This is a genomic window from Sulfurospirillum sp. E15m (assembly GCF_059415145.1).
This window is the reverse complement of the sequence record NZ_JCAHZS010000002.1, coordinates 168,488-189,418: the sequence shown is the minus strand read 5'-3', so window position 1 is coordinate 189,418 and position 20,931 is coordinate 168,488. Positions and strand designations below refer to the sequence as shown.

The window sequence follows — 20,931 nt, the reverse complement described above, 5'->3', positions numbered from 1 at the left end:
ATTTGGTATTAAATCAAAATATATTTCACAATATGCTACAACCGCACAACATTCAGTTTTATTTAATTTAAAATGGTAGAAATGTAACAAATAAAGAAGATAAAAAGTGTATTATATTAAAAATGGCTAAATTGTCACACCAAAAATAATGCAATTTACTGGGTTGTACACACCGAACAAACGTCAAAGCTTTTGACCACAAAATCGGCTTTGGTCAATGAATTTAGACCAAAAAGTGCTTTTTGTGTGACAGATAAATTTTCCGGTTCGCCATTTCCTAAATTCCAAACGGTTGGGGTGATAATATTGTAAGAAACAATGTTGCCTTGTTTCACACTAACATCATGAATCAAAGTGCCTCTTGGTGCTTCAACGATACCAATACCATGTGATGTTAAAGTATGAACATCTTTTTTGGGTGGAATGAATGAAGGTTCAGATAATGGTAAAGAGAACAAAAGATCGCGTGTTCGACTTAAAAGATGTGCGCATTCAACCACGCGCGCAACAACTCTTGTCAAAGCGGCATCTTTAAAACGACGGTGGAAATCACGTATAAGAGCTTCTTTGCCAACCATAAGTCGTGCTAAAGGCCCTACTTCAAAATAACTTTTTTTATACTGTGCACTTTTTGAGTATGTGTATCCAGTTTTGGCATCTTCAAAAAATGTATGGGCTAAACTTTCACTGACATAACGGACATCAGCACTTAAGACTGTTGTTTTTATCGCACGCAAGCTTCCCTCATAAAGAAAAGAGTCTCCAAGGGCTAAGAAACGATCAAAGCTACGTCCAGCTTGATCAAAGCCTAAAGACTGCATCGTTTCAATACCAAAATGCAAGGCAGAAGGCTCTGACATCACTTGCAAAGCTGAATCATACGTTAAAAATTCATCTAAGGACACGCCGTATAAATGCTCTTCACATATACTAATCACGTTGTCTAAGATATTACGGGCGAGAATGACATCGCTTTTAAGGGGATCACACGTTACGCCTCCTGGCATGACAAACGACCCATGAGGCCACTGCCCTGTAAAGATAGCTCCCATTTTAAGAATTTCCACGATTGCTTTTTGAATGTGAAACCATGTTTTATCTTTAAACGCGTTTCCAGAGTATGAAGCATCCAGCCCTCGTTTTAATTCAGGCACTATTGTAAAAAAATACCATTTAATATGATTGTGAATTTTTTCAGCGTTGAGTGCAATCTCTCGAATCATATGTGCTTTTTGGCTTACATGTAAAATTTCGCCAGCCGTTTGATAGCATGATTCTAAAGCTAAAACAGAGGCAATGGCATGAGAATGCGAGCAGATTCCACATACGCGTGGTGTTAAGGCTAAAGCATCTAATAATGGTCGTTTTTTAAGTATCTCTTCAATGCCGCGATAATTCACAAATTTCATTTTTGAAAACGTGATACGCTCATTCTCCCATTCCAGCTCTAATGTCGCTTCACCTTCAATACGCTCAACAATCTCTTTAGTTATCTTCATCAATCAGCTTCTTTTCAAGTCGTTCAATTTTAAAACTTTTGGCAATACCTGCTAATGTGTAGTAAGCCCGTTTACTAATACCAAAAGGGGTTTGAGGCAGTGACATGTTTTTTTGTGTTTCATACAAAGCACGTCTTGGAAAATCAAATTCGGTGCACCCAAGGCACGGCGAGCCTGCTCTGGTTTTTGAGCTAATCCCATTCCACAAAATTTTATTGCAATTTGCGTGTGTCACTGGGCCTAAGCAACCATGCTCATAATACAGACATCCCTCTTTTTCGCCTACTTGTTTGCTATCGACTTTCCACTCAAAGTATTCATTGCGAAGGCAACCATGATGCACTAAGTAGGCAAAAATTTCTTTGGGACGTAAAAATTCATCTAAAGCAACATGCCTCTTTTCATGCAGAGCAAAAAGCGTTTCAACAAGCCAGCGTGGATGAACAGGACATCCTGGGATATTAATGACCTTCGGTTGTTGCTGCCAATAACCGCCCTTTTCTTTGCCATTAAAAAGTGCTCCTGTAATTTTAGTACTGTCTTTCAGTCTAAAGACACCGCCAAAACTAGCACAACTTCCTGCACAAATGATATATTTAGCGCGAGAAGCAAGATTGTCTAAAACCTCTTTAAACGGATGAGAAAATTTCACTAAAATATCTTCATCCTTGCTCAGTGCTCCTTCTAAAATGAGAAAATCAAAAGGCGTATCCTTTTTTAGAATTGACTCAAAGGAGACATCACTGTAAAGCAGTGGATGGTACACCATCTCAAAAGAAGCAGAAAAGCTTTCCATATACGGATAATTCAAAAAAGAGTGGCTATTGCCATTACATGTAAGGCCTTGAAGCCAAACAATCGATGATTTTTTAGTTTTCACTGTTTTTAAGGGCATTATAGATATTAAGGGCAATATCATCAATATACTGGGTCAAGTCTTTGTCTAAAACACCCTCACCACTTAAAAAAACAAATCCGCCAAGATAACCCATAAAAAGTCCAAAAGCGGAAAAAAAGTCTTGATTGCGAAGCTCACCTCTGGCCACGCCTTCTTCAAAAAAAATCATTAGCTCTGTCACAAAGGCAGAAACACACAACATTCCTTCACAGCCTTCTTTGAAAACCTCTTTATTGGCAAGGTAAACACGTAAGAAGTAATTAATATGTTGGGGTTTATGTGATGCCATTTCAAAATAAACTGCAACAATTTTACGAATCTTTTCTTTTGTATCACAGTTTTCTTCATTCACTTTACGAATTTCATTTCCCAAAATATCCGATGAATATTTGATGATTTCTTTGGCTAATATCTCTTTGGATGAAAAATAATTATAAATATTTCCGACACTCATCCCCATCGCTTTGGCGATATCTGGGATTGTCGTCGCATAAAACCCTTGCGTTGAAAAAAGCAACAAAGCTGCGTCTAAAATCTTTTCACTTTTTTTAATTTTTTTGTCCACTGATTCTTCCCTTAAAAAAACACTCTTTTTTCATTGTACCATTTTTGTAAATATTTATTTAAAATCTTCGACTATAATGATGGGGTATAAACACTTAAGGAGTACAAATTGTTACTTATGAAACTTTCATCAGAAGAAAAGTTTGCTTTTTTACAACTCACACAATATATCGCCAAACTTGATGGAGAATATGGTCCAAAAGAGCGTGAAGTTATCGAAGAATACTGTACGGAGATGGGAATAGAGAACCACGATATCAACACAGAACAGTTTGATTTAGAAGAGAATTTAAAGACGTTTAAAACAACAAAAAGCCAAAAAATTGTTTTGCTTTCCCTGATGGTTTTGGTGCATATTGACGATGCATTTGGACTTTATGAGCATAAAGTTATCAACAAAATAGCCCAAGCTTTTTTTATTAGCGAGAAAGAGTTACACTTTTTTTCAATGTGGGGAAAAGCAGGTTCTGCACTGTATGAACAGGCACTTTTATTGACAAGTAACTAAAGAGTACTGGGTTTTCCCAGCACTCTTAATGTGTCGCTACTTAACGTATTTTTTTGCTTCGTTTCTCTTCGAGTAATTTACCTTTTAATATCTTCTTACCATCTTCAACGCCGGGTTGGTCATACGCATTGACATCCATCATTTGACCGACAATAGACGTTAAAAGTTCATAATAATAAATCAATTTACCAATATTTTCTTCATCTATATGTTGCACAGTAATCGTATCGACTGGAATGTCTTTTTTATCTAAGAGTGCTTCAATAGTAGAATCTGCTTGCATATTGATTAGGTCGCAAAAAGCAATCCCGTTCATCAAGTCTAAATCTTCAAGCTCTTTGAGGGTAATGGAAGGAATTTTAATCTTGTCGTCAAAATTTTCAATTTTAAGCACCGTGACGCTCTTATCGCGAAGGCCTTCAACAATAAGCTGTAAGAAAGAGTGTTGATCTTTTGGACCAATAAGCCCCACCGGTGTTAAACCGACGTTAAAGCTACTGTGGCGTTGTTTTTTACCTAAACTCTCACCCCAAAGTTGAACATACCAATCGGTAAAATAGTCCAAACTCTCTGAATAAGCAAACAACGTATTGATATTATAATTCATTGAATTTTTAGCGTAGTAGGTTGCTTTTTTCAGCAATGTCTCTTTAATATAACCGTCTTCAAAAAAACTTTGCTTAATGGCTTTAGCACCATCTAAAAGGCGTTGGACATCCACACCTGCTAATAAAAGCGGTGCCAGACCTGCTGCACTTAAAACAGAGTAACGACCACCTACATTTACAGGAATATGAAGGACAAATGAGTTGAGTGATTTAGCATGGGCTTCAAGTTTTGAACCATCATCGGTTACAAAGGTAAAGCGATAATCAAGGGCTATCTCTTTTTGTTTGAGAAGAGCCAAAATGTATTTATACACAGAAATCGTTTCAATCGTACTTCCTGATTTGCTGATGACAAAAAAATGTGCATTTTTAATGTCGATTCGATTGAGTGTTGAGCGAATCGATGCAGGATCGGTACTTTCAAAAAAATGAAGTCTTTTATCAAAATCACGAATCCCTTGCAAGGCTCTAAAAATTGCTTTAGGTCCTAGTGAACTACCACCAATACCAATAATAACGATGTCTTTAATCGCTTCATAGTCATTTTTTGATTTAAACGCTTCTAAATAATCTCCAAGATAACTAATATCTTGTTCTGGCAACGTATAATAACCAATGCTGTTTTGTTCCGCAACGATTTTATCAAAGATGCCCTCTTCGACTTTAATATTAAAATAAAGCGAGTTTTTCAAACTGTTCCTCCATCAGAATAAGTAAAGCGATATTACTACGAAGAATCTTAAAGAAAGCCAAACAAAATGGGATTTTTGTTATAGTATTAAGAATAATCAAAGTCCCTTAGGAGCGTTATGTTTTTACCTACAACCAAAGAAGAGATGCAAAAGTATGGATGGGAGCAATGCGATGTGATCTTAATCACATCCGATGCGTATATTGATAGCCCATATATGGGTGTTTCTGTTGTAGGGCGCGTCTTAGAAAAAGCGGGCTATAAAGTGGGCATTATTGCCCAACCTGATGTTAAAAGCGGTATCGACATTACACGCCTTGGTGAACCAAAGCTTTTTTGGGGTGTGAGCGGTGGAAGCGTGGATTCGATGGTGTCCAACTACACAGCTACCAAAAAATTTAGAAACAGCGATGATTATACCGCTGGTGGCATTAATAACAAGCGACCAGATCGTGCTAGCTTAGTGTATACCAACCTCATTCGCCAACATTTTAAAAACACCGTGCCTATAATGTTAGGTGGCATAGAAGCGAGTCTTAGACGTGTCAGCCATTATGATTTTTGGTCCAATAATATACGAAAACCGATTCTCTTTGATGCCAAAGCGGATTATTTACTTTACGGTATGAGTGACCACAGTGTCGTTGAATTTGCTAATGCGTTAAAACAAGGGATTGAACCTTTACATGTAAAAGGGCTGTGCTATATTGCTAAAGCGGCAAAAGAGACCTATATCCAGCTTCCAAGTCATCAAGAAGTCGTTGCGGATAAACTCAGATTTATGGATATGTTTAACGCATTTTATCACAACAATGACCCTATTTCTGCACGTGGACTGTGCCAACAAGTCGATTCGCGTTACCTCATCCAAAATCCTCCGGCACCTTACCTTACAACAGAAGAGATGGATGAAGTAAGTCGCTTGCCGTTTATGAGAGATGCGCATCCGTATTATAAAAAAGATGGTGCTATTAAAGCGCTTGAAACCATCAAATTTTCTATTAACACGCATCAAGGCTGTTATGGAGAGTGTAGTTTTTGTGCTATTAGTGTGCATCAAGGAAGAACCATTCGGTCTCGCTCAGAACAGTCTATTATTGACGAAGCTAAATTGTTTACAACCTATAAAGATTTTAAAGGCATCATTTCTGATTTGGGTGGGCCCACGGCAAATATGTACGGTTATGAATGCCATAAAAAAGTGACCAAAGGAACGTGTGAAGATAAGAGTTGCATGTTTCCCAAACTGTGTCGCGCGTTAAAGCCAACGCATAAAAAGCAGATTGATTTACTGCGTAAAATCAGAGCACTTCCTGGCATTAAAAAAGCGTTTGTCGCTTCGGGAATTCGGTATGACCTTATCAGTGAAGATAAAGCGTATGGATATGAATACCTCAAAGAAATCGTAGAGCACCACTTAAGCGGTCAAATGAAAATCGCACCGGAACATATTGATGATGAGATATTAGCACTTATGGGAAAACCCGGTAAAGACGCTTTGGTCGATTTTAAAGCGCTTTTTGACAAACTAAGTCGCGAATCAGGCAAAAAGCAGTTTCTAACCTATTATCTTATTGCCGCACACCCCGGTTGCGAAGAGCGTCATATGCATTCTCTTAAAAACTTTGCAAGCTCGGTTTTAAAAATCAATCCTGAACAAGCGCAGATTTTTACACCGACACCTTCAACCTATGCGACACTGATGTACTATACAGGCCTTCATCCTATCACACGTAAGCCTATTTTTGTCGAAAAAGATATGCACAAAAAAGAGCGACAAAAAGAGATTGTTGTGGCAAAAGAACGTAAATTCCACAGTGGTTTTGACAGTTAATTTAGCTATATTGAGGTAGAATAGATTATCGTTTAAAAACAAAGGTTTCTCATGGATACGCTTGTTTTTCAAAATGTCATTATTGCGATTGCGTTGGGGCTTTTAGTCGGATTACAACGTGAAATGCATCTTATCTATGCCAATCGGCAAAAAGATTTTGGAGGAGCAAGAACCTTTGCTCTGATTAGCCTCAGTGGCTACCTCTGTGCTTGGCTCAATCACTCAATTACATTTTTCTTACCCATAGCGACTATGGTTTTAGGTGCGTTTTTAATCAGTGCTTACGTGCTCAATCGAACCCCCAATGAAACGGGAATGACGACAGAGTTTTCTGCCTTCGCTATTTTTTTAATTGGTGCATTGCTTGCGTATGAAAGAGCCATGTTAGCGGTGTTTATTACGATTAGTATTTTATTTGTCTTAAATCTTAAAGAAAAAATACAAGCGTATGAGAAAATCATTGCCAAACAAGAGCTCAGTGCTGCCATTTTGTTTTTAACCATGAGTTTGGTCATTTTGCCAATGGTTCCCAATAAAACACTTGACCCTTGGGGTTATTTTAACCTTTATCAAATTGGGCTCATGGTGGTTTTAGTCGCGGGAATCTCATTTCTAGGCTATATTGCGGTTCGCATTGTTGGTATCAAACATGGCATTGGACTGATGGGGCTTTTTGGCGGCATCGTCTCTTCCACGGCAGTCACACTGAGTCTGAGCAGGCGGTCGCATGAAAGTCCACTTCTTACCAAAAATTTAGCCATCGGCATTAATCTTGCTTGTTCCATTATGCTCTTACGCCTCTTGATTGAAATGTATGTTCTCTACCCTGCCCTTGCCACACGTATTATTTTACCAACGCTCGGTGCTTCTTTGGTGGGGTATCTTTTCTTAGGCTATTTATACGTGACTTCGCGTAAAGAGACGATTGTGCAAACTACGGTGTTTAAAAATCCTTTTCGTTTGAGTGAAGCATTATTGCTTGGATTATTGTTTGGTGCAGTTTTAGCACTGATTCAATTCTTCCATACGCATTTTGGCAATTCAGGTGTTTATGTGGTCTCTTTTATCTCTGGACTTGCAGATACTGACGCTATTGCTTTATCACTGGCGGCACTGGCACACAATGAACTTGCACATGAAACGGCTTTACGGGCTTTGATACTTGCAATGTTTGCCAATTCATTTATCAAATTTGGTATCACACTATTTTTAGGTAATGCCTCACTTGCACGCTATGTTGGAATCTATCTGGCACTAAATATGATAACATTTGCAAGTCTCTATTTTTATTTTTAACATTAATAAGGTGATAGTATGAGTGTTTTAATGGAATTTAGTATGTTTCCTCTTGAAGGAAGCGGAAGCAAAAGTGCGTATGTTGCTAAAATCGTTGAGATGATTTCTCAAAGTGGATATGCTTACAAACTCACACCCATGAGCACGGTTGTTGAAACTCCTAGCATGCAAGAAGCATTGAGTCTTGTGGAAAATGCTTACAATTGTTTGGATGAGTGCGAGCGTGTGTATGCGTGCTTGAAGTTTGATATACGTAAAAACAGAGAAGATGGCATGCATCAAAAAATCGAATCCGTCCAGCAAAAACTCGACTGCTTAATTACTATCTAAAGAAAAGTCTGTTTCATCCGATTTTGTTTCAAATAGTGATTATAGAAGGGGGCTTACTATGGCAACTATTGGAGCAAGTAGTGCTAGCAATAATGCTTTTGGCTTTTCATTACAAACGAGTAGTGGTGATGTGATTAATCTTAGTATGTACGATACGCGAACAACCGATATTTCACAAGAAACGAATGGCAATACTCGCACAACCACACTCTCACTTTCGCACGCGTATGGCTACAATTTTCAGTATCAAGGTGATGGTATTGATGCGAATGATCAAAAAGAGATTGATGAGGCGATGAAAGCGATTCAACCGATGATGGATAAATACCTTCAAAGCGTTAAGGAGAGTGCAACGAATCAAGCGCAAATCACCAATTCTGCTTTTGACATCAGTTCAAAATTGCCAACAACAACCAATCCTAATACACAAAATTATATCAATGATTCGGTGCTTAAGACATTAGATAAAGTTCTCTCCAAAGCACAACATCAAAATGAAAAAACACTCAATGAAGCACAAAAACTCTTTGATGCTTTTTTGAAACAACATAAGGGATTTAATCTTTACATGTAAAGATTTAGCAACACTCCATTTCAGCTTGTTCCATCAAGGTGATTCCTTTTTCAAAATCATACTCTTCAAAAAGCGCACTCAGATAAAACACATGCGAACAGATATGGTATAAAATGTCTTTAGAATCTTTCTGCGCAAACACCTCTTTATAATTTTGAGGAATGAGTGTTTCAAAGCGTACCCACAGCTCATTTTTCGCTTCAGGATAGAGCGCGAAGAGTTCATACATCGCATCTAAAACGAGTATAGCATTTTCATAACAGTCAATATTGGCAAATGAAACATAACGATCACGTGCTTCGTGTGTCATAATTTTCCTTTCTAACATAAATCAATGCTCTATCTCACCATTTATAGGAGAGGAATAGATTTTGAAAACATTATGACGTAAAATGAAAACAAAGTATTTGACGAAAGATGCCTAAAATTTGATAAATTGCGTCAATTTTATACATTCGCGCAAAAAAGAACGTTTCAGATACACAGTATAATAAAGAGGATTCATTCTAAGGGGACTTTGTGGAACATGTTTCTGCTGTAACATTGCATTATATTTTAAACGTTTTAGAATCGCGTTATCAGATTAATACACACGCTCTTTTAGATGAACTTGACATTAACGCAGACATCTTTTTAGAAGAAAACAGTTACGTGCCAAGTGAGAAGGTCAAAACACTCTTTTATAAAGCAGCCACACTTTGCCAAGACCCTTGCCTCGCTCTCAATCTAGGAGCTACCTCTTCTTCTGAGTCTTTAGGGTTGCTTGGTTACATGCTTTCAAACAGTGCGACCATTGAACAGATGCTCAAAAAACTCTGCAATTTTTCAATTCTCATCGGCAAAAATCTTCAATTTTCACTTAGCAACGAAGGGGCTGTATCGAAACTGCTTTTTACCATCAGCGATAATCCGTTGATTCCTATACCGCGTCATCAAGTTGAAATACACTTAAGTGCCATTATCACCCTCATGCGCCAACTGTGCGGCAAAAATATTGTTCCAAAGCGTGCTGATTTTCAGTATGACCTAGTTACGATTCGAGAGCCTTACACACAGCTTTTTGGTGAGAATTTACACTTTAATGCGTATGAAAATGCTCTTTTTATTTCAGAAAATGACTTAGCCATTCCTTTAAAAAACGCATATCCTGGGTTATTAAAATACTTTGAATCCCAAGCACAAAAGATTGTCGAAAATTTCTACGATACCAGTTGGAACAGCAAAGTCAGCAAATTAATATTACTTCGATTAGGCAATGAAGCTGTTGATATTGATACGCTTGCCAAAAGCCTTCATCTCACAACCAGAACCTTGCAAACCTACCTTAAGCAAGAAGGCTTTAGCTACTCAAAACTCATCGAAAATGTAAGGAAGAAATTGGCACTCTATTATTTGCACAATTACTCAATAGACATTGGCACTATCGCTTTATACTTAGGCTACAATGATTTAAGTAGTTTTACACGCAGTTTTAAACAGTGGAACAATCTCTCACCACAGCAGTACCGAAATAACCTACCCTTTAATACAGGACATGCGGCTATCCAATAAAGCGATTTTCACCTGCAAGCTATCTTCGCCCTTTAAAGGCTTAAATATCCTTGCACTCTCAATACACACCATCTTTTGATAGTCATCTTCTTGCATATCGCGTAATGTTTCAGAACCCTCTTTCCATGGATTCCAAATCACAACATCGCTGTGATTGGTATGCGAAATCAGTACCGTTCGCTCAGGCTCAATCAGCCGTGTTTGAGCTTCTGGTTTCGTATAGATGCGGTCAATCGCACCGTTTACATGTAAAACGTCATCGGCACTTACACACAATTTTCCCGCTTGCAAAGCATCCTGATACGAATCTTCAAGTCCTGAGATAAGGACATCGCGGATGCTTTTACATGTAAAGTATGAATGCAAGGCGCCTGTGGTTTCTTGATGTGATTTTACATGTAACGCTATGTTTACCGTTTGCCATAAATTCATCTCTAAACGTGCATGAAACGCATGAGGCCATATTTCGCGTGTCGCGTCTGAATCGTTGAGTTCAAACACCAGATAAACGCCTTTTTCGCTCTCCTGAAACGTTTGCAGCGTCCACTCCATAATGCGAGCAAAACCGTGAGAGGGAACACCCCTGCGAGCAAACCACGGCCAACAGATGGGAATGCCTCCACGAAAAGGCTTCCCTTTTTCAAACGTTGAAAGAGCGGAAAACCATAAAAGCGGTTCACCATTTTTAGGCTGAAAGTGGATAAGCTGTGCGCCTTGGCGTAAAATAATCGCATCAAACAAAGGGTGATTAACGTGAAAAAACAGTTCGTTCATGAAAGTCTCTGTACTGGGATGAGGATGGTTAGTGGAAACTCTCTACCAGTTTTCCAACCAGTAAATTCCACCCATCTACCAGTACAAAAATCAGCAGTTTAAATGGCAACGAAATCATAACAGGTGGAAGCATCATCATACCCATACTCATCAAAACGGAACTGACGACCATGTCAATAACGAGAAATGGCAGATACAGTAAAAAACCTATCTCAAAAGAGGTTTTAAGCTCACTGATCATAAACGCTGGAATGGCAACGGTTAAAGGAACATCTTCTATATTTTTTGGATTTTCAAGATGGCGAATGCGAAAGAAAAGCGCTAAATCTTTTTCTCTGGTATTGCGAATCATGAACGCTTTAAACGGAGCCGCACCTTTTTCAAAGGCTTCTTGATACCCCATTTTTTCTTCCAAATAAGGCTTCACGGCAACATCATAAGACTCTTTTGCCACAGGTTCCATAATAAAAAAGGTTAATATCATCGCCAAAGAGACCAAAATTTGGGAAGGTGGCATTTGCTGTGTACCAAGGGCTTGTCGTAAAAAAGAGAAAACAATGGTCAAACGAAGGAAGCTGGTCATCACAAAAATGAGGGATGGCGCTAAAACCAAGATGGTTAAAACAACCATAAGATTGAGGCTGGTGACGAGCTGCTGAGGCGAGCTAGGCGCGCTTAAAGAGAGGTTTACCGTTGGGATGGTGTCGGCACCAAAGGCAAGCGGTGTCATACAAACCAATAGTAAAAGGAAGATTCTCTTAAAGCTTTTCAAATGTTGTCCTCGTAATGTATTGCATGATTTTAGTTGTTTTTGCGTTAAAAACGTTTTAATCTTTAAACAATTTTTCGTTAAAATAAAAACAATCTAACGCTTAGGAAACACTTCTTATGAATATTTCAATCGCAATTATGGCGGCAGGTCTTGGCACGCGCATGAAATCCCCTCTTCCAAAAGTTCTCCATACCATCAGTGGTTTTGAGATGCTTTATCACATTATTAAAGAGGCGCAAAAAATCAGCGACGATATTCATGTCATTTTGTACCATCAAGCAGACCTTGTTCAAGAAAAGATGAATCGTTATTTTGACAATATCCACTATATCATACAAGACCATCAAAACTTCCCAGGTACGGGTGGAGCGATTAAAAGTGTCACTCCCAAATACGACCACCTTTTAGTGTTAAGCGGTGACATGCCTCTTTTAGAAGCGCCTGATATGCAAAATTTTACATATATTGATGCCGATGTTGTCATGAGCAGTTTTACATGTAAAGAGCCTTTTGGCTACGGTAGGGTCATTATGGACGATGAACATAACGTGGAAAAAATCGTTGAAGAAAAAGATGCCAACGAAGATGAAAAGTGTGTCAATGCCGTTAATGCAGGCGTTTACTTCTTTAAAACAGCATTTTTACACGAATACTTACCAAAGCTCTCCAACAACAATAACCAAAAAGAGTACTATCTAACGGATTTAGTCGGACTTGCCTATGCCAACGATAAAAAAGTCAAAGCGCTTTTCGTCGATGAAGAGACTTTTATGGGCGTTAATTCCAAATACCATCTCTCTTTAGCAGAAGAGCTGATGCAAAATCGTATCAAACGTCGTTTTATGGAACAAGGTGTCATTATGCGCCTTCCAAGTACCATCTACATTGAAGCCGATGTTCAAATGTTTGGCGAATGTATTCTTGAAAATGGTGTCACCCTTCTTAAAGGCACTGTTTTAGAAAATGCACACATCAAAGCGCATTCCGTGATTGAAAAAAGTACCATTAAAAACTCCGATATTGGACCAATGGCACGTATCCGCCCTGATTCGATGATTGAAGGTACACACATCGGTAACTTTGTCGAAGTTAAAAAATCAACCCTCAAAGGCGTCAAAGCAGGTCACTTAAGTTATCTAGGTGATGCGGTGATTGATGAGGGAACCAATATCGGGTGTGGAACCATTACATGTAATTATGACGGCAAACGAAAATACCAAACCATCATCGGTAAAAATGTCTTTGTCGGTAGCGATACACAGCTTGTTGCCCCTGTGAGCATTAGCGATGACGTCATCATTGCTTCAGGAACCACCATCACAAAAGATATCCCCAAAGGCGCTTTAGCCATCAACCGAGCACCGCTCAAAATCGTTGAGGGGTTCTTTTACAAATTTTTTGGGAAAAAAGATGCATAACACCACTTTGCTTGCTGGCAAAAAAATCTTGCTTGGCGTGACGGGAAGTATTGCAATTTATAAAGCGTTAGAGCTGATTCGCCTGTTTGTTAAAGCGGGCGCTGAAGTCAAAGTGGTGATGAGCGAAGATGCCAAACGCTTTATCACGCCACTCACCTTTGAGGCGATTAGCCAAAACAAAGTGTTGCATAGCGATACTGAATCATGGAGCGAAGGACTCAGTCACATTCATACCGGAAAATGGGCCGATATTTTTCTGATCGCTCCTGCATCGGCAAATACTATCAATAAATTAGCCCACGGTATCGCTGATAATCTTTTAACCCAATGCGCCATTGCCTTTAATAAGCCTCTTTTGATTGCGCCTTCGGCCAATACCAACATGATGCTCAATTCCATCACACAAGAGAGTTTGCATACACTCGATGCTCTGGGCTACACGATTATTCAACCCCAATCAAAACTACTCGCATGTAACGATGAAGGTGTGGGAGCATTGGCGGATGTAGAAGATATTTTTTACATCTGTGCGCGCGTTTTATTGGAAGAGCCTTTTTGGTCGAACCGTGATGTCATCATCACCGGTGGCGGTACGATGGAAAAAATTGATGACGTCAGATGCCTCACCAATTTTTCGAGTGGGAAACAAGCCTCAGCACTTGCGCTGTGCCTTTATCTCAAAGGTGCTAATGTGACTCTTATCAGCAGTGCAGAAACGCCGCATTTACCTGAGCTCAATGTTTTACATGTAAAAAGTTCGCACGACCTGCAAATAGCGCTTTTGACACAAATGCAACACCACCAAAGTGTAGAAAAAACACCATATCTATTCATGGCAGCCGCAGTAAGCGATTATGTCCCTTTGCAAACGCATAATGGAAAATTAAAAAAAGAAGAACTTGGTGAACACTACACGTTAGAGCTAAAACAAAACGTTGATATTCTTGCCTCACTGGAGAAAAAAGAGTTCAAAGTTATTGGCTTTAAAGCCGAACTGGATGAAGAACATGCACTTAGTAATGCACAAAACATGCTTAAGAAGAAGCATCTTGATGCCGTGTGTTTGAATATTTTAAAAGAAGAGAACAGTTTTGGCAGCCTTCGTAATGAAGTCCATTTTCTTACAGCAACCAACAGCTTGCTCTTTCCGCTTTCAAGTAAATTTGAGATTGCAGAGCACATCGTCAATCAGTGTCAGTTTCTATGATATCCACCCTTCAAAAACTCTCAGGCATTTCGCAAGATATTGCACATACCAGCAGTTCTAGTATCAATTTCAATGCCAACTTACCGGTGAGTATCGAAGTGCTTCGAAAAATAGACCCGCTTCGGTATCGCCTAAAAATTGGACGCAAAGAGCTGGTCACCAAAAGTCAAAAAAGTCTTGAAGAAGGGCAAAAATACTGGGCAAATTTTTCGGAAACAAAAGGGGGAATTTTAACGATTTCACATTTGTGGAGACAACCTGAACTGTTTGTTTCTGAAACGTTTTTCATGCCCCAAGCTTTTGAAAGTTTTATACAAAAAAATGGTTTTAGCTACGATAGTTTCAAAGCATTTTTAATCAATCATCTCGCTGAGACCACGACATCAAAAGAGCTTTTCATCACTTACAGTTATATGCTTTTAGCCCTTTCAAAAATGATTATTCATCTTCCTTTTTTACAGGATGGGAAAAAACTGTTGGTTCAATTTCAACAAGAAGCAACTGAGAAGTTTTTATTTTATATCGCACTGGAACATTTAGGTCCTATGAAAGGTTATATCCTTAATAATGAGCTTTTTTTAGAGGTTATGTATGACAAAAGTTTTGCTTATTTACAAAAAGAGCAAGCAAAATTGGGTATGATTACGCATTTGTCGCTTCAAAAAGAGATTAAACCTCTTTTTGATAAAAGTGATGTGATGCTTGATATTAAAGGATAAACACGTATGGTGATGGTTTTAGTGATACTCTTAGGATTGTGCATTGGCTCATTTTTAAATGTTGCTATTCTACGCATACCTAAAAAAGAGAGCATTCATCTACCCGCCTCGCATTGTCCTTCGTGTATGCATCCATTAAAATGGTATCACAATATTCCCGTACTCTCATGGCTGATGCTTCGTGGTAAATGCGCTTTTTGCCAGAGTGCTATTTCCATGCAGTACCCTTTGATTGAGCTTTTGAGCGCTCTTTTATTTGCCGTAGCGTATTTGCGTCTTGGTAATCTGAGCCAAGCGCTTCTATTGGGTTGGGTTTTTGCGTTATTGTTAGCCCTTAGCCTCATTGACCTTCGCTATAAAGCTGTTCCTGATATACTCAGTTTACCTGCACTTTTTCTTGCCTTTTGCACCCATCAACCATTAGCGTCACTGCAAAATGGTCTGTTATTTATGGGTGGTTTTACCCTCCTTCGGTTTTGTGTCTCAGCACTAACCAAAAGAGAGGCTATGGGAGAAGCAGATAGTATTATCGCGGGTATCATTGGAGCCATATTGGGAATTAAATTGGGTTTTATTGCCATCTATTGTGCCGCACTTTTGGCATTGGTTGGATTTATCGTTGTGAAAAAACGCAAGTATGAATTGCCTTTTATCCCTTTTTTAGCACTGGGGCTTTTTATCACATGGTTTTTTGATCAACACATTTTACATGTAATGGAATATATCTATGAATAGAGTTAGTCACTATCTGTTAAAACATTTTTTAGAGCTTTTTAGTTCACTTTTTTTCATTCTCTTTTTTATCACCTCTGTTGTCTTTTTTATCAAGATTACGGCGCTAACGGCTATTATTAAAATGGACTTCTTGGAGTTAGGAACACTGTATATCTATCTGTTGCCTAAAACATTGGTGTACACTCTGCCCATTACATTTTTTATCGCTTTATGCATCACGCTTTTTAATTTATCCAAAGAAAATGAGACCATTGTTTTGTTTACGCTCGGCTATAATCCTAAAAAGATAGCTCAACTTTTTCTCACTCTCTCAACGTTGCTCTCAGCACTTTTGATTATCGACATTCTTATTTTAGTGCCTATTTCAAAACAACTCAATACCAATTTTATTGAGTATAAAAAAGCCGAAGCTAAATTTAACATCAAAGCGAATGAATTTGGTCAAAAATTTTCCAATTGGCTTGTCTATATTGAACAAAACAGTAACCACAAATCTTACAGTGGCGTTACGTTGTATCAACCACCTGCTGCAAAAGAGACCGAAAAACTAATTGTCGCACACAATGCCGTCATCGACAATGACGAAGGCATTTTACGCCTCAATCTGGAGCAAGGTAAGATTTTTGAGTTTGCAAAAGATGAAATTGACCAAACCGATTTTGAGACAATGCATATTAACTCTCAGCCTAAAACGGCTATTGGAGCAATGCAAAGTGTTAAAGAGTATTGGAAGGGTGTGTATGTTGATACAAAACGCTCATACGACCTTGCTTTTTTCCTTCTAATCGCTCTTTTTCCTATGGCTTCGACCTTCATAGCACTTAGCATTGGCATCGTCACATACCGTTATAATAAAGGAAGCATTTATGTGGAAATGTTTGCAACCATTGCCATCTATTTAATCCTCGCACAATTCCTTTCAACATGGCATCCACAAAGCGCACCGCTGGTAGTCTTTTTAATGACATTTTTAGTGGCATACCGCATTTATCAAAAACGTATACGAGCCGTATTTTAAGTACTATGCGTGTTAAAATCACACTCAGTTATGATGGAAGCTCGTTTAATGGCTTCCAGATTCAAAAGCATGAACATACCGGCAATCAAAGCGTTGCAGGGAAGATTACACAGGCTCTCCACCGTGTTAATATCCACTCGCCCCTTGTAGGAAGTGGTCGCACCGATACGGGTGTACATGCGTTGCATCAAGTCATCCACGTTGATATTCCCTCGTTTTGGACAGACCTTTCCAAATTAAGAACACATCTGAATGGCTTTTTGTTTCCGCATATCTTTATTCACACTATTTCGCCTGTTTCACCATCTTTTCATGCACGTTTTGATGCTAAAAAAAGACTGTATCGCTATGTACTGTACGATGGTGTTTACCAACCTTTTTTCGCCAATTATGCTTTACATGTAAAACCTTTAGAGGTACACCTTCTCAACCAATATGCAAAACGCTTTGAGGGATTCCACAACTTTGAGTATTTTAAAAAAACGGGTGGAGGAGCCACGAAAGACGAGCGTACGATTTTTAAGGCGGGTGCGTATCGTCATAAAAATTGGATCGTTATCTATTTCGCAGGCGATGCCTTTTTACGTTCACAAGTACGTATGATGTGCAGTAGCCTTCTTAAGGTCTGTTACGGTGAGCTTAGTGTAGAAGAGTTGATTGAACAAAGAGAGAGGCGCATGAAGGTATCCACAACACTGATTCCAGCGTGTGGACTCTACCTTTCACGTGTTTATTATTGATTAAGAAGCACTTTCCCGCCGACAATTACCTGTTTAACTTTTCCATAAAGCGTGTCTTGATGGTATAAAGAGTGCGTATTAGTGACTTCATAGGTATGATTTGGGTCAAACAGTACCACATCGGCATCATACCCTGCCTCAATTTTTCCTTTGTTATCAAGTCCAAGAACTTTCGCAGGGTTGATACAGCAAATTTCTAACAAAGCATTAAGGCTAATCAGATTATTTTTTACCAAGAAGGTATACGCAAGTGTTAAAAACTCTTCAATTGAACCTAACCCAAACTCTGCGTCCTCAAACGCAACATCCTTATACAAAATCGATTTAGGAGCATGTGCCGAGGTTAAAATATCAATCATACCTGCTTGAAGCCCTTTAATAAGTGCTTGGCGTTCTTCTTCTTCGCGTAAAGGAGGCATAAGTTTTGCATAGGTGTTAAACCCATCACAGCTGTTGTCATTTTTACACAAGTGATGAATAGAAACCTCCGTATAAAGCTTTTCGCTATTGGCTTTATGCTCTTTTGCAATGTCAAGCGAACGTTTGGTTGAGAGAGATTTTAAAACAACAGAAGCATCATAAAAACGTGCCATTTCAGCGACTTTTGCCACTTCTGCCGTTTCTGAAATTTTGGAAATGCCTGAGAGACCTAATTTTGAAGCCACAAAACCATCATTCATCAATCCATTATCGTCTAAATTTGGCTCATAACACTGCACAAAAACAGGTCTATTTTTCATTGTCGCATACTGCATTCCACGGCGTAACAAATTGGCATTTCGGTGTGAATCTGCCAAAATAGCCGCCGCACCATTATTGAGAAGCGTTGCAACATTATGCAACTGGTCTTCTTTTTGATCAGCAAGTGGTGCGCTAATTTTAAGGTCAATCTTGGCTTGATCGATTTTAAATTTAACCAACTCTAAGAGTGTAGCACTCTCAAGTCTTGGCGAGAAGTCTGACATAACAACTGCGGTTGTAACACCACCTTTAATACAACTGCTGGCTAGCTTGTCAATATGCTCTTGGTTGAGTGTGCTGTTTGAAAAACGTACATTGAGGTCTATAAAGCCTGGTAGTACAAAAAGCCCTGTTGCATCAATTTGCTCTTCATCCAACGCCTCAATCTGTTTTTCAACACGTACAATTTTTCCACCTTGAATTAAGACATCGCAAGGAGTTAATCCCTCTTGCGTTGGTACGAATGCATTTTTAATTAACATGGCTTCCTCTCTTTGATAGTTTTTGTTTAAAGCTCACTATACGCGCATACGAACGTTCAATCTGCTCTTTGCTTATTTCACCACTGCGAATCGCATCTGTGATGATTTTTTGTACTGTAAAAGGCATGCTAGCGTTATCGGCAAAATAGTTTGTAAAGACTAAGATATCAGCTCCCGCTTGAATGGTTTTAATAATGCGTTGTTTAAAATCAACACCACTGGGAAATGAATTGGTACGTAAATGGTCCGCAAAAACGACACCCTCAAAGTGCATTTTATCGCGTAATAAATTTTGAATCATGAGCTTGGAGAAGAGAGCTGGATTGCTGGCATCAAGTTCTTTTTGCATGGCATGTGACATGACAACAGCATCTAACTTATGATACGCAATCAAGTCATAATAAGGCTTAAGCTGTTCAAAGCGCCATGAGGCTGTAATATCCGCTTCATGGGAAAAGTCATCTTCTAAATTGGTACCGGCAGAGGGGAAATACTTCGCAACGGGAACAATATTGTGGGCATACATAGCATCCACAAATAACAATGCATAGGTCGTTACTATCTCTTCATAGGCAGAATAGCTTCGTTTGATTTGTTCTTCAGAAGTAACAGATTTTGCTTGTAAATCCAACACAGGCGCAAAATTAACATTAACGCCACTTTTTTCAAGCTCATCACTGATACTTTGATACAACTGTGCGGCTTCACTCATATCTTTTGTCGTTGCCATCAGATGGGCAGGATAAATGTGTGTGTAGCCTTTTTTCACGCTAAATAATGAAGGATCATCCCCTTCATATTCAACACTGACGATAAGAGGTAAGCTTTGAGGCGCTTGCACTTTGAGATAATCGGTTAGCTTTTTAAGTTGTGTGCTATTTTGGATATTTTTATCCGCTAGTATCACACCGCCCACTTTTTCGCGTTTAATATCTTTGGCAATTTGATCTACCCATTTTTCACCCTCTTTTGTACCATCAAAACCAATGACAATCATTTGAGCAATCATCTCTTCTAAAGAAGGTGTTTTTGCAGATAGCAAGGAAACAAGTAAAAATGGAATCAATAAAAATCGCATCATCAATCGGCCAATAAATCTTTAACACTTTGTTTAGGTGCTTTGCCCTGTAAAATAAGTGCTATTTCATGGGCAATGGGTGTATAAATTTGATGCTTTATAGAGAGTTCATGAATTGCTTCGGATGTAAACACACCTTCCGCAACCTCACCCAAAGCCTCTAAAATTGCATCCAGTTTTTTACCTTCTGCTAAAAAAAGCCCAACGCGGTAGTTACGTGAAAGTGTACTTGATGCCGTGAGAAAAAGATCACCTGCCCCGCTTAAACCTAAAAATGTCTCATCATGTGCACCGAAATATTTACCAAAACGGTGCATTTCAACGAGTCCTCTAGCAATAAGACTGGCTCTGGCATTGTTACCAAGTTTTAACCCATCGCAAATGCCACTGGCAATGGCTAAAACATTTTTATACGCACCGCATACTTCTGCGCCAATAACATCTTTGGAGGTATACGTTTTAATAAAAGAAGGAAAAAATGTTGAAAATTCTTTGGAGAGAGTTTCATTGGTTGAATTAATCACAACTGCCGTAGGAAGCCCTTGCATCACTTCGCTTGCGAAGGAAGGACCTGATAAAAAAGCCAGATTGCTCTCAGGAACGAACCTAGCAAAAACTTCATTTAAGAAAGCCCCGCTACCGCATTCTATGCCTTTGGCTGCGACAAGAATCTTTTGATTTTGAAAGACAAAATGCTCTTTTAACCATGAACGAACTACTTGAGCTGGCAAAGCAAAAACCAAATACTCACAGTGTAAAGCTTCTTCTAAACACACAAAATGCTCAATCGCTTTTGTTTGCCTTGATGTAATTTTACATGTAACCGTTTGAGAAATAGCGAAGTGCAGCGCCTGTCCCCATTTACCTGCACCAATGACAGCTATACTCATATCA

General features: G+C 38.8%; 22 protein-coding genes. 12 read left to right on the top strand and 10 right to left on the bottom strand.

The window, feature by feature from the left end; all coding sequences use genetic code 11:
• Positions 1 to 155: 155 nt before the first annotated feature.
• Genes AC5SLP_RS05095 through AC5SLP_RS05085 form a run of 3 tightly spaced genes read right to left on the bottom strand, consistent with a single transcriptional unit; the run spans position 156 to position 2,962 of the window.
• Positions 156 to 1,499 (bottom strand): nickel-dependent hydrogenase large subunit, encoded by a 1,344-nt coding sequence (locus AC5SLP_RS05095; RefSeq protein ID WP_495254065.1) that lies wholly within the window; start codon positions 1,497 to 1,499, stop codon positions 156 to 158.
• Positions 1,486 to 2,379, bottom strand: coding sequence for an NADH-quinone oxidoreductase subunit B family protein (locus AC5SLP_RS05090; RefSeq protein ID WP_495254064.1), 894 nt, complete (start codon positions 2,377 to 2,379; stop codon positions 1,486 to 1,488). The genes AC5SLP_RS05095 and AC5SLP_RS05090 overlap by 14 nt, the downstream gene beginning before the upstream one ends.
• A complete protein-coding gene (locus tag AC5SLP_RS05085) occupies positions 2,369 to 2,962 on the bottom strand; it encodes a TetR/AcrR family transcriptional regulator (RefSeq protein ID WP_495254063.1) in 594 nt (197 codons plus the stop codon). The genes AC5SLP_RS05090 and AC5SLP_RS05085 overlap by 11 nt, the downstream gene beginning before the upstream one ends.
• Before the next feature lie 117 nt (positions 2,963 to 3,079).
• Here AC5SLP_RS05085 and AC5SLP_RS05080 point away from each other — a divergent pair, with 117 nt between their 5' ends.
• Complete coding sequence (locus AC5SLP_RS05080; RefSeq protein WP_495254146.1) at positions 3,080 to 3,469, top strand: tellurite resistance TerB family protein; 390 nt, start codon at positions 3,080 to 3,082, stop codon at positions 3,467 to 3,469.
• A gap of 40 nt (positions 3,470 to 3,509) precedes the next feature.
• On the opposite strand, the gene AC5SLP_RS05075 is transcribed toward AC5SLP_RS05080, so the two are convergent.
• Complete coding sequence (locus AC5SLP_RS05075; protein ID WP_495254062.1) at positions 3,510 to 4,769, bottom strand: glucose-6-phosphate isomerase; 1,260 nt, start codon at positions 4,767 to 4,769, stop codon at positions 3,510 to 3,512.
• Positions 4,770 to 4,886: 117 nt separating this feature from the next.
• Here AC5SLP_RS05075 and AC5SLP_RS05070 point away from each other — a divergent pair, with 117 nt between their 5' ends.
• The 4 genes from AC5SLP_RS05070 to AC5SLP_RS05055 are packed head-to-tail and all read left to right on the top strand — an operon-like array spanning position 4,887 to position 8,802.
• On the top strand, positions 4,887 to 6,602 hold the full coding sequence (locus AC5SLP_RS05070; RefSeq protein ID WP_495254061.1) for a YgiQ family radical SAM protein: 1,716 nt from the start codon (positions 4,887 to 4,889) through the stop codon (positions 6,600 to 6,602).
• Between the two features lie 51 nt (positions 6,603 to 6,653).
• Complete coding sequence (locus AC5SLP_RS05065; protein WP_495254060.1) at positions 6,654 to 7,898, top strand: MgtC/SapB family protein; 1,245 nt, start codon at positions 6,654 to 6,656, stop codon at positions 7,896 to 7,898.
• A gap of 18 nt (positions 7,899 to 7,916) precedes the next feature.
• Entirely contained in the window at positions 7,917 to 8,228 is a 312-nt protein-coding gene (locus tag AC5SLP_RS05060; RefSeq protein WP_495254059.1) for an MTH1187 family thiamine-binding protein, read from the top strand.
• A gap of 58 nt (positions 8,229 to 8,286) precedes the next feature.
• Positions 8,287 to 8,802 carry a hypothetical protein gene (locus AC5SLP_RS05055; RefSeq protein ID WP_495254058.1) on the top strand — a complete coding sequence of 172 codons (516 nt, stop codon included), beginning with the start codon at positions 8,287 to 8,289 and terminating at the stop codon, positions 8,800 to 8,802.
• A gap of 4 nt (positions 8,803 to 8,806) precedes the next feature.
• Here AC5SLP_RS05055 and cowN read toward each other — a convergent pair whose 3' ends face one another.
• Positions 8,807 to 9,112, bottom strand: coding sequence for a N(2)-fixation sustaining protein CowN (gene cowN / locus AC5SLP_RS05050; RefSeq protein WP_495254057.1), 306 nt, complete (start codon positions 9,110 to 9,112; stop codon positions 8,807 to 8,809).
• 209 nt (positions 9,113 to 9,321) lie between these two features.
• Here cowN and AC5SLP_RS05045 point away from each other — a divergent pair, with 209 nt between their 5' ends.
• On the top strand, positions 9,322 to 10,353 hold the full coding sequence (locus tag AC5SLP_RS05045; RefSeq protein WP_495254056.1) for an AraC family transcriptional regulator: 1,032 nt from the start codon (positions 9,322 to 9,324) through the stop codon (positions 10,351 to 10,353).
• Here AC5SLP_RS05045 and AC5SLP_RS05040 read toward each other — a convergent pair.
• Positions 10,318 to 11,127 (bottom strand): D-hexose-6-phosphate mutarotase, encoded by an 810-nt coding sequence (locus AC5SLP_RS05040; RefSeq protein WP_495254055.1) that lies wholly within the window; start codon positions 11,125 to 11,127, stop codon positions 10,318 to 10,320. The genes AC5SLP_RS05045 and AC5SLP_RS05040 overlap by 36 nt on opposite strands.
• Before the next feature lie 28 nt (positions 11,128 to 11,155).
• The gene (gene fliP / locus AC5SLP_RS05035) at positions 11,156 to 11,857 is read right to left on the bottom strand and encodes a flagellar type III secretion system pore protein FliP (RefSeq protein WP_495254145.1); all 702 of its coding nucleotides are present in this window, start codon (positions 11,855 to 11,857) and stop codon (positions 11,156 to 11,158) included.
• A gap of 158 nt (positions 11,858 to 12,015) precedes the next feature.
• Between fliP and glmU the strand changes: the two genes are divergently transcribed.
• The 6 genes from glmU to truA are packed head-to-tail and all read left to right on the top strand — an operon-like array spanning position 12,016 to position 17,736.
• On the top strand, positions 12,016 to 13,317 hold the full coding sequence (gene glmU, locus AC5SLP_RS05030) for a bifunctional UDP-N-acetylglucosamine diphosphorylase/glucosamine-1-phosphate N-acetyltransferase GlmU (protein ID WP_495254054.1): 1,302 nt from the start codon (positions 12,016 to 12,018) through the stop codon (positions 13,315 to 13,317).
• Positions 13,310 to 14,524, top strand: a complete 1,215-nt coding sequence (gene coaBC, locus AC5SLP_RS05025) for a bifunctional phosphopantothenoylcysteine decarboxylase/phosphopantothenate--cysteine ligase CoaBC (RefSeq protein ID WP_495254053.1) — start codon at positions 13,310 to 13,312, stop codon at positions 14,522 to 14,524. Before glmU ends, coaBC begins: the two co-directional genes overlap by 8 nt.
• Positions 14,521 to 15,243: a hypothetical protein gene (locus AC5SLP_RS05020; protein ID WP_495254052.1), complete on the top strand. Its 723-nt coding sequence runs from the start codon at positions 14,521 to 14,523 to the stop codon at positions 15,241 to 15,243. The genes coaBC and AC5SLP_RS05020 overlap by 4 nt, the downstream gene beginning before the upstream one ends.
• A gap of 6 nt (positions 15,244 to 15,249) precedes the next feature.
• Positions 15,250 to 15,978, top strand: a complete 729-nt coding sequence (locus tag AC5SLP_RS05015) for a prepilin peptidase (protein ID WP_495254051.1) — start codon at positions 15,250 to 15,252, stop codon at positions 15,976 to 15,978.
• Entirely contained in the window at positions 15,971 to 16,996 is a 1,026-nt protein-coding gene (locus AC5SLP_RS05010; protein WP_495254050.1) for an LptF/LptG family permease, read from the top strand. Before AC5SLP_RS05015 ends, AC5SLP_RS05010 begins: the two co-directional genes overlap by 8 nt.
• A 5-nt stretch (positions 16,997 to 17,001) precedes the next feature.
• On the top strand, positions 17,002 to 17,736 hold the full coding sequence (gene truA, locus AC5SLP_RS05005; RefSeq protein WP_495254049.1) for a tRNA pseudouridine(38-40) synthase TruA: 735 nt from the start codon (positions 17,002 to 17,004) through the stop codon (positions 17,734 to 17,736).
• Here the strand turns inward: truA and AC5SLP_RS05000 are convergent.
• From AC5SLP_RS05000 to AC5SLP_RS04990, 3 genes are read right to left on the bottom strand one after another with little or no spacing between them, the layout of a single operon-like run.
• A complete protein-coding gene (locus AC5SLP_RS05000; RefSeq protein ID WP_495254048.1) occupies positions 17,730 to 18,959 on the bottom strand; it encodes an amidohydrolase family protein in 1,230 nt (409 codons plus the stop codon). The two genes, truA and AC5SLP_RS05000, sit on opposite strands and share 7 nt — an antisense overlap.
• Positions 18,949 to 20,040, bottom strand: coding sequence for a glycoside hydrolase family 3 N-terminal domain-containing protein (locus AC5SLP_RS04995; RefSeq protein ID WP_495254047.1), 1,092 nt, complete (start codon positions 20,038 to 20,040; stop codon positions 18,949 to 18,951). The genes AC5SLP_RS05000 and AC5SLP_RS04995 overlap by 11 nt, the downstream gene beginning before the upstream one ends.
• Entirely contained in the window at positions 20,040 to 20,927 is an 888-nt protein-coding gene (locus tag AC5SLP_RS04990; RefSeq protein ID WP_495254046.1) for an NAD(P)H-dependent glycerol-3-phosphate dehydrogenase, read from the bottom strand. Before AC5SLP_RS04990 ends, AC5SLP_RS04995 begins: the two co-directional genes overlap by 1 nt.
• Positions 20,928 to 20,931 lie beyond the last annotated feature (4 nt).

Coding starts and splice junctions, on each gene's coding strand:
- AC5SLP_RS05080 (WP_495254146.1), top strand. CDS start 3,080: ATGAAACTTTCATCAGAAGAAAAGTTTGCTTTTTTACAACTCACACAA.
- AC5SLP_RS05065 (WP_495254060.1), top strand. CDS start 6,654: ATGGATACGCTTGTTTTTCAAAATGTCATTATTGCGATTGCGTTGGGG.
- AC5SLP_RS04995 (WP_495254047.1), bottom strand. CDS start 20,040: ATGATGCGATTTTTATTGATTCCATTTTTACTTGTTTCCTTGCTATCT.
- cowN (WP_495254057.1), bottom strand. CDS start 9,112: ATGACACACGAAGCACGTGATCGTTATGTTTCATTTGCCAATATTGAC.
- AC5SLP_RS05060 (WP_495254059.1), top strand. CDS start 7,917: ATGAGTGTTTTAATGGAATTTAGTATGTTTCCTCTTGAAGGAAGCGGA.
- AC5SLP_RS05010 (WP_495254050.1), top strand. CDS start 15,971: ATGAATAGAGTTAGTCACTATCTGTTAAAACATTTTTTAGAGCTTTTT.
- AC5SLP_RS05015 (WP_495254051.1), top strand. CDS start 15,250: ATGGTGATGGTTTTAGTGATACTCTTAGGATTGTGCATTGGCTCATTT.
- coaBC (WP_495254053.1), top strand. CDS start 13,310: ATGCATAACACCACTTTGCTTGCTGGCAAAAAAATCTTGCTTGGCGTG.
- truA (WP_495254049.1), top strand. CDS start 17,002: ATGCGTGTTAAAATCACACTCAGTTATGATGGAAGCTCGTTTAATGGC.
- AC5SLP_RS04990 (WP_495254046.1), bottom strand. CDS start 20,927: ATGAGTATAGCTGTCATTGGTGCAGGTAAATGGGGACAGGCGCTGCAC.
- AC5SLP_RS05070 (WP_495254061.1), top strand. CDS start 4,887: ATGTTTTTACCTACAACCAAAGAAGAGATGCAAAAGTATGGATGGGAG.
- AC5SLP_RS05095 (WP_495254065.1), bottom strand. CDS start 1,499: ATGAAGATAACTAAAGAGATTGTTGAGCGTATTGAAGGTGAAGCGACA.
- AC5SLP_RS05020 (WP_495254052.1), top strand. CDS start 14,521: ATGATATCCACCCTTCAAAAACTCTCAGGCATTTCGCAAGATATTGCA.
- fliP (WP_495254145.1), bottom strand. CDS start 11,857: ATGACACCGCTTGCCTTTGGTGCCGACACCATCCCAACGGTAAACCTC.
- AC5SLP_RS05000 (WP_495254048.1), bottom strand. CDS start 18,959: ATGTTAATTAAAAATGCATTCGTACCAACGCAAGAGGGATTAACTCCT.
- glmU (WP_495254054.1), top strand. CDS start 12,016: ATGAATATTTCAATCGCAATTATGGCGGCAGGTCTTGGCACGCGCATG.
- AC5SLP_RS05055 (WP_495254058.1), top strand. CDS start 8,287: ATGGCAACTATTGGAGCAAGTAGTGCTAGCAATAATGCTTTTGGCTTT.
- AC5SLP_RS05040 (WP_495254055.1), bottom strand. CDS start 11,127: ATGAACGAACTGTTTTTTCACGTTAATCACCCTTTGTTTGATGCGATT.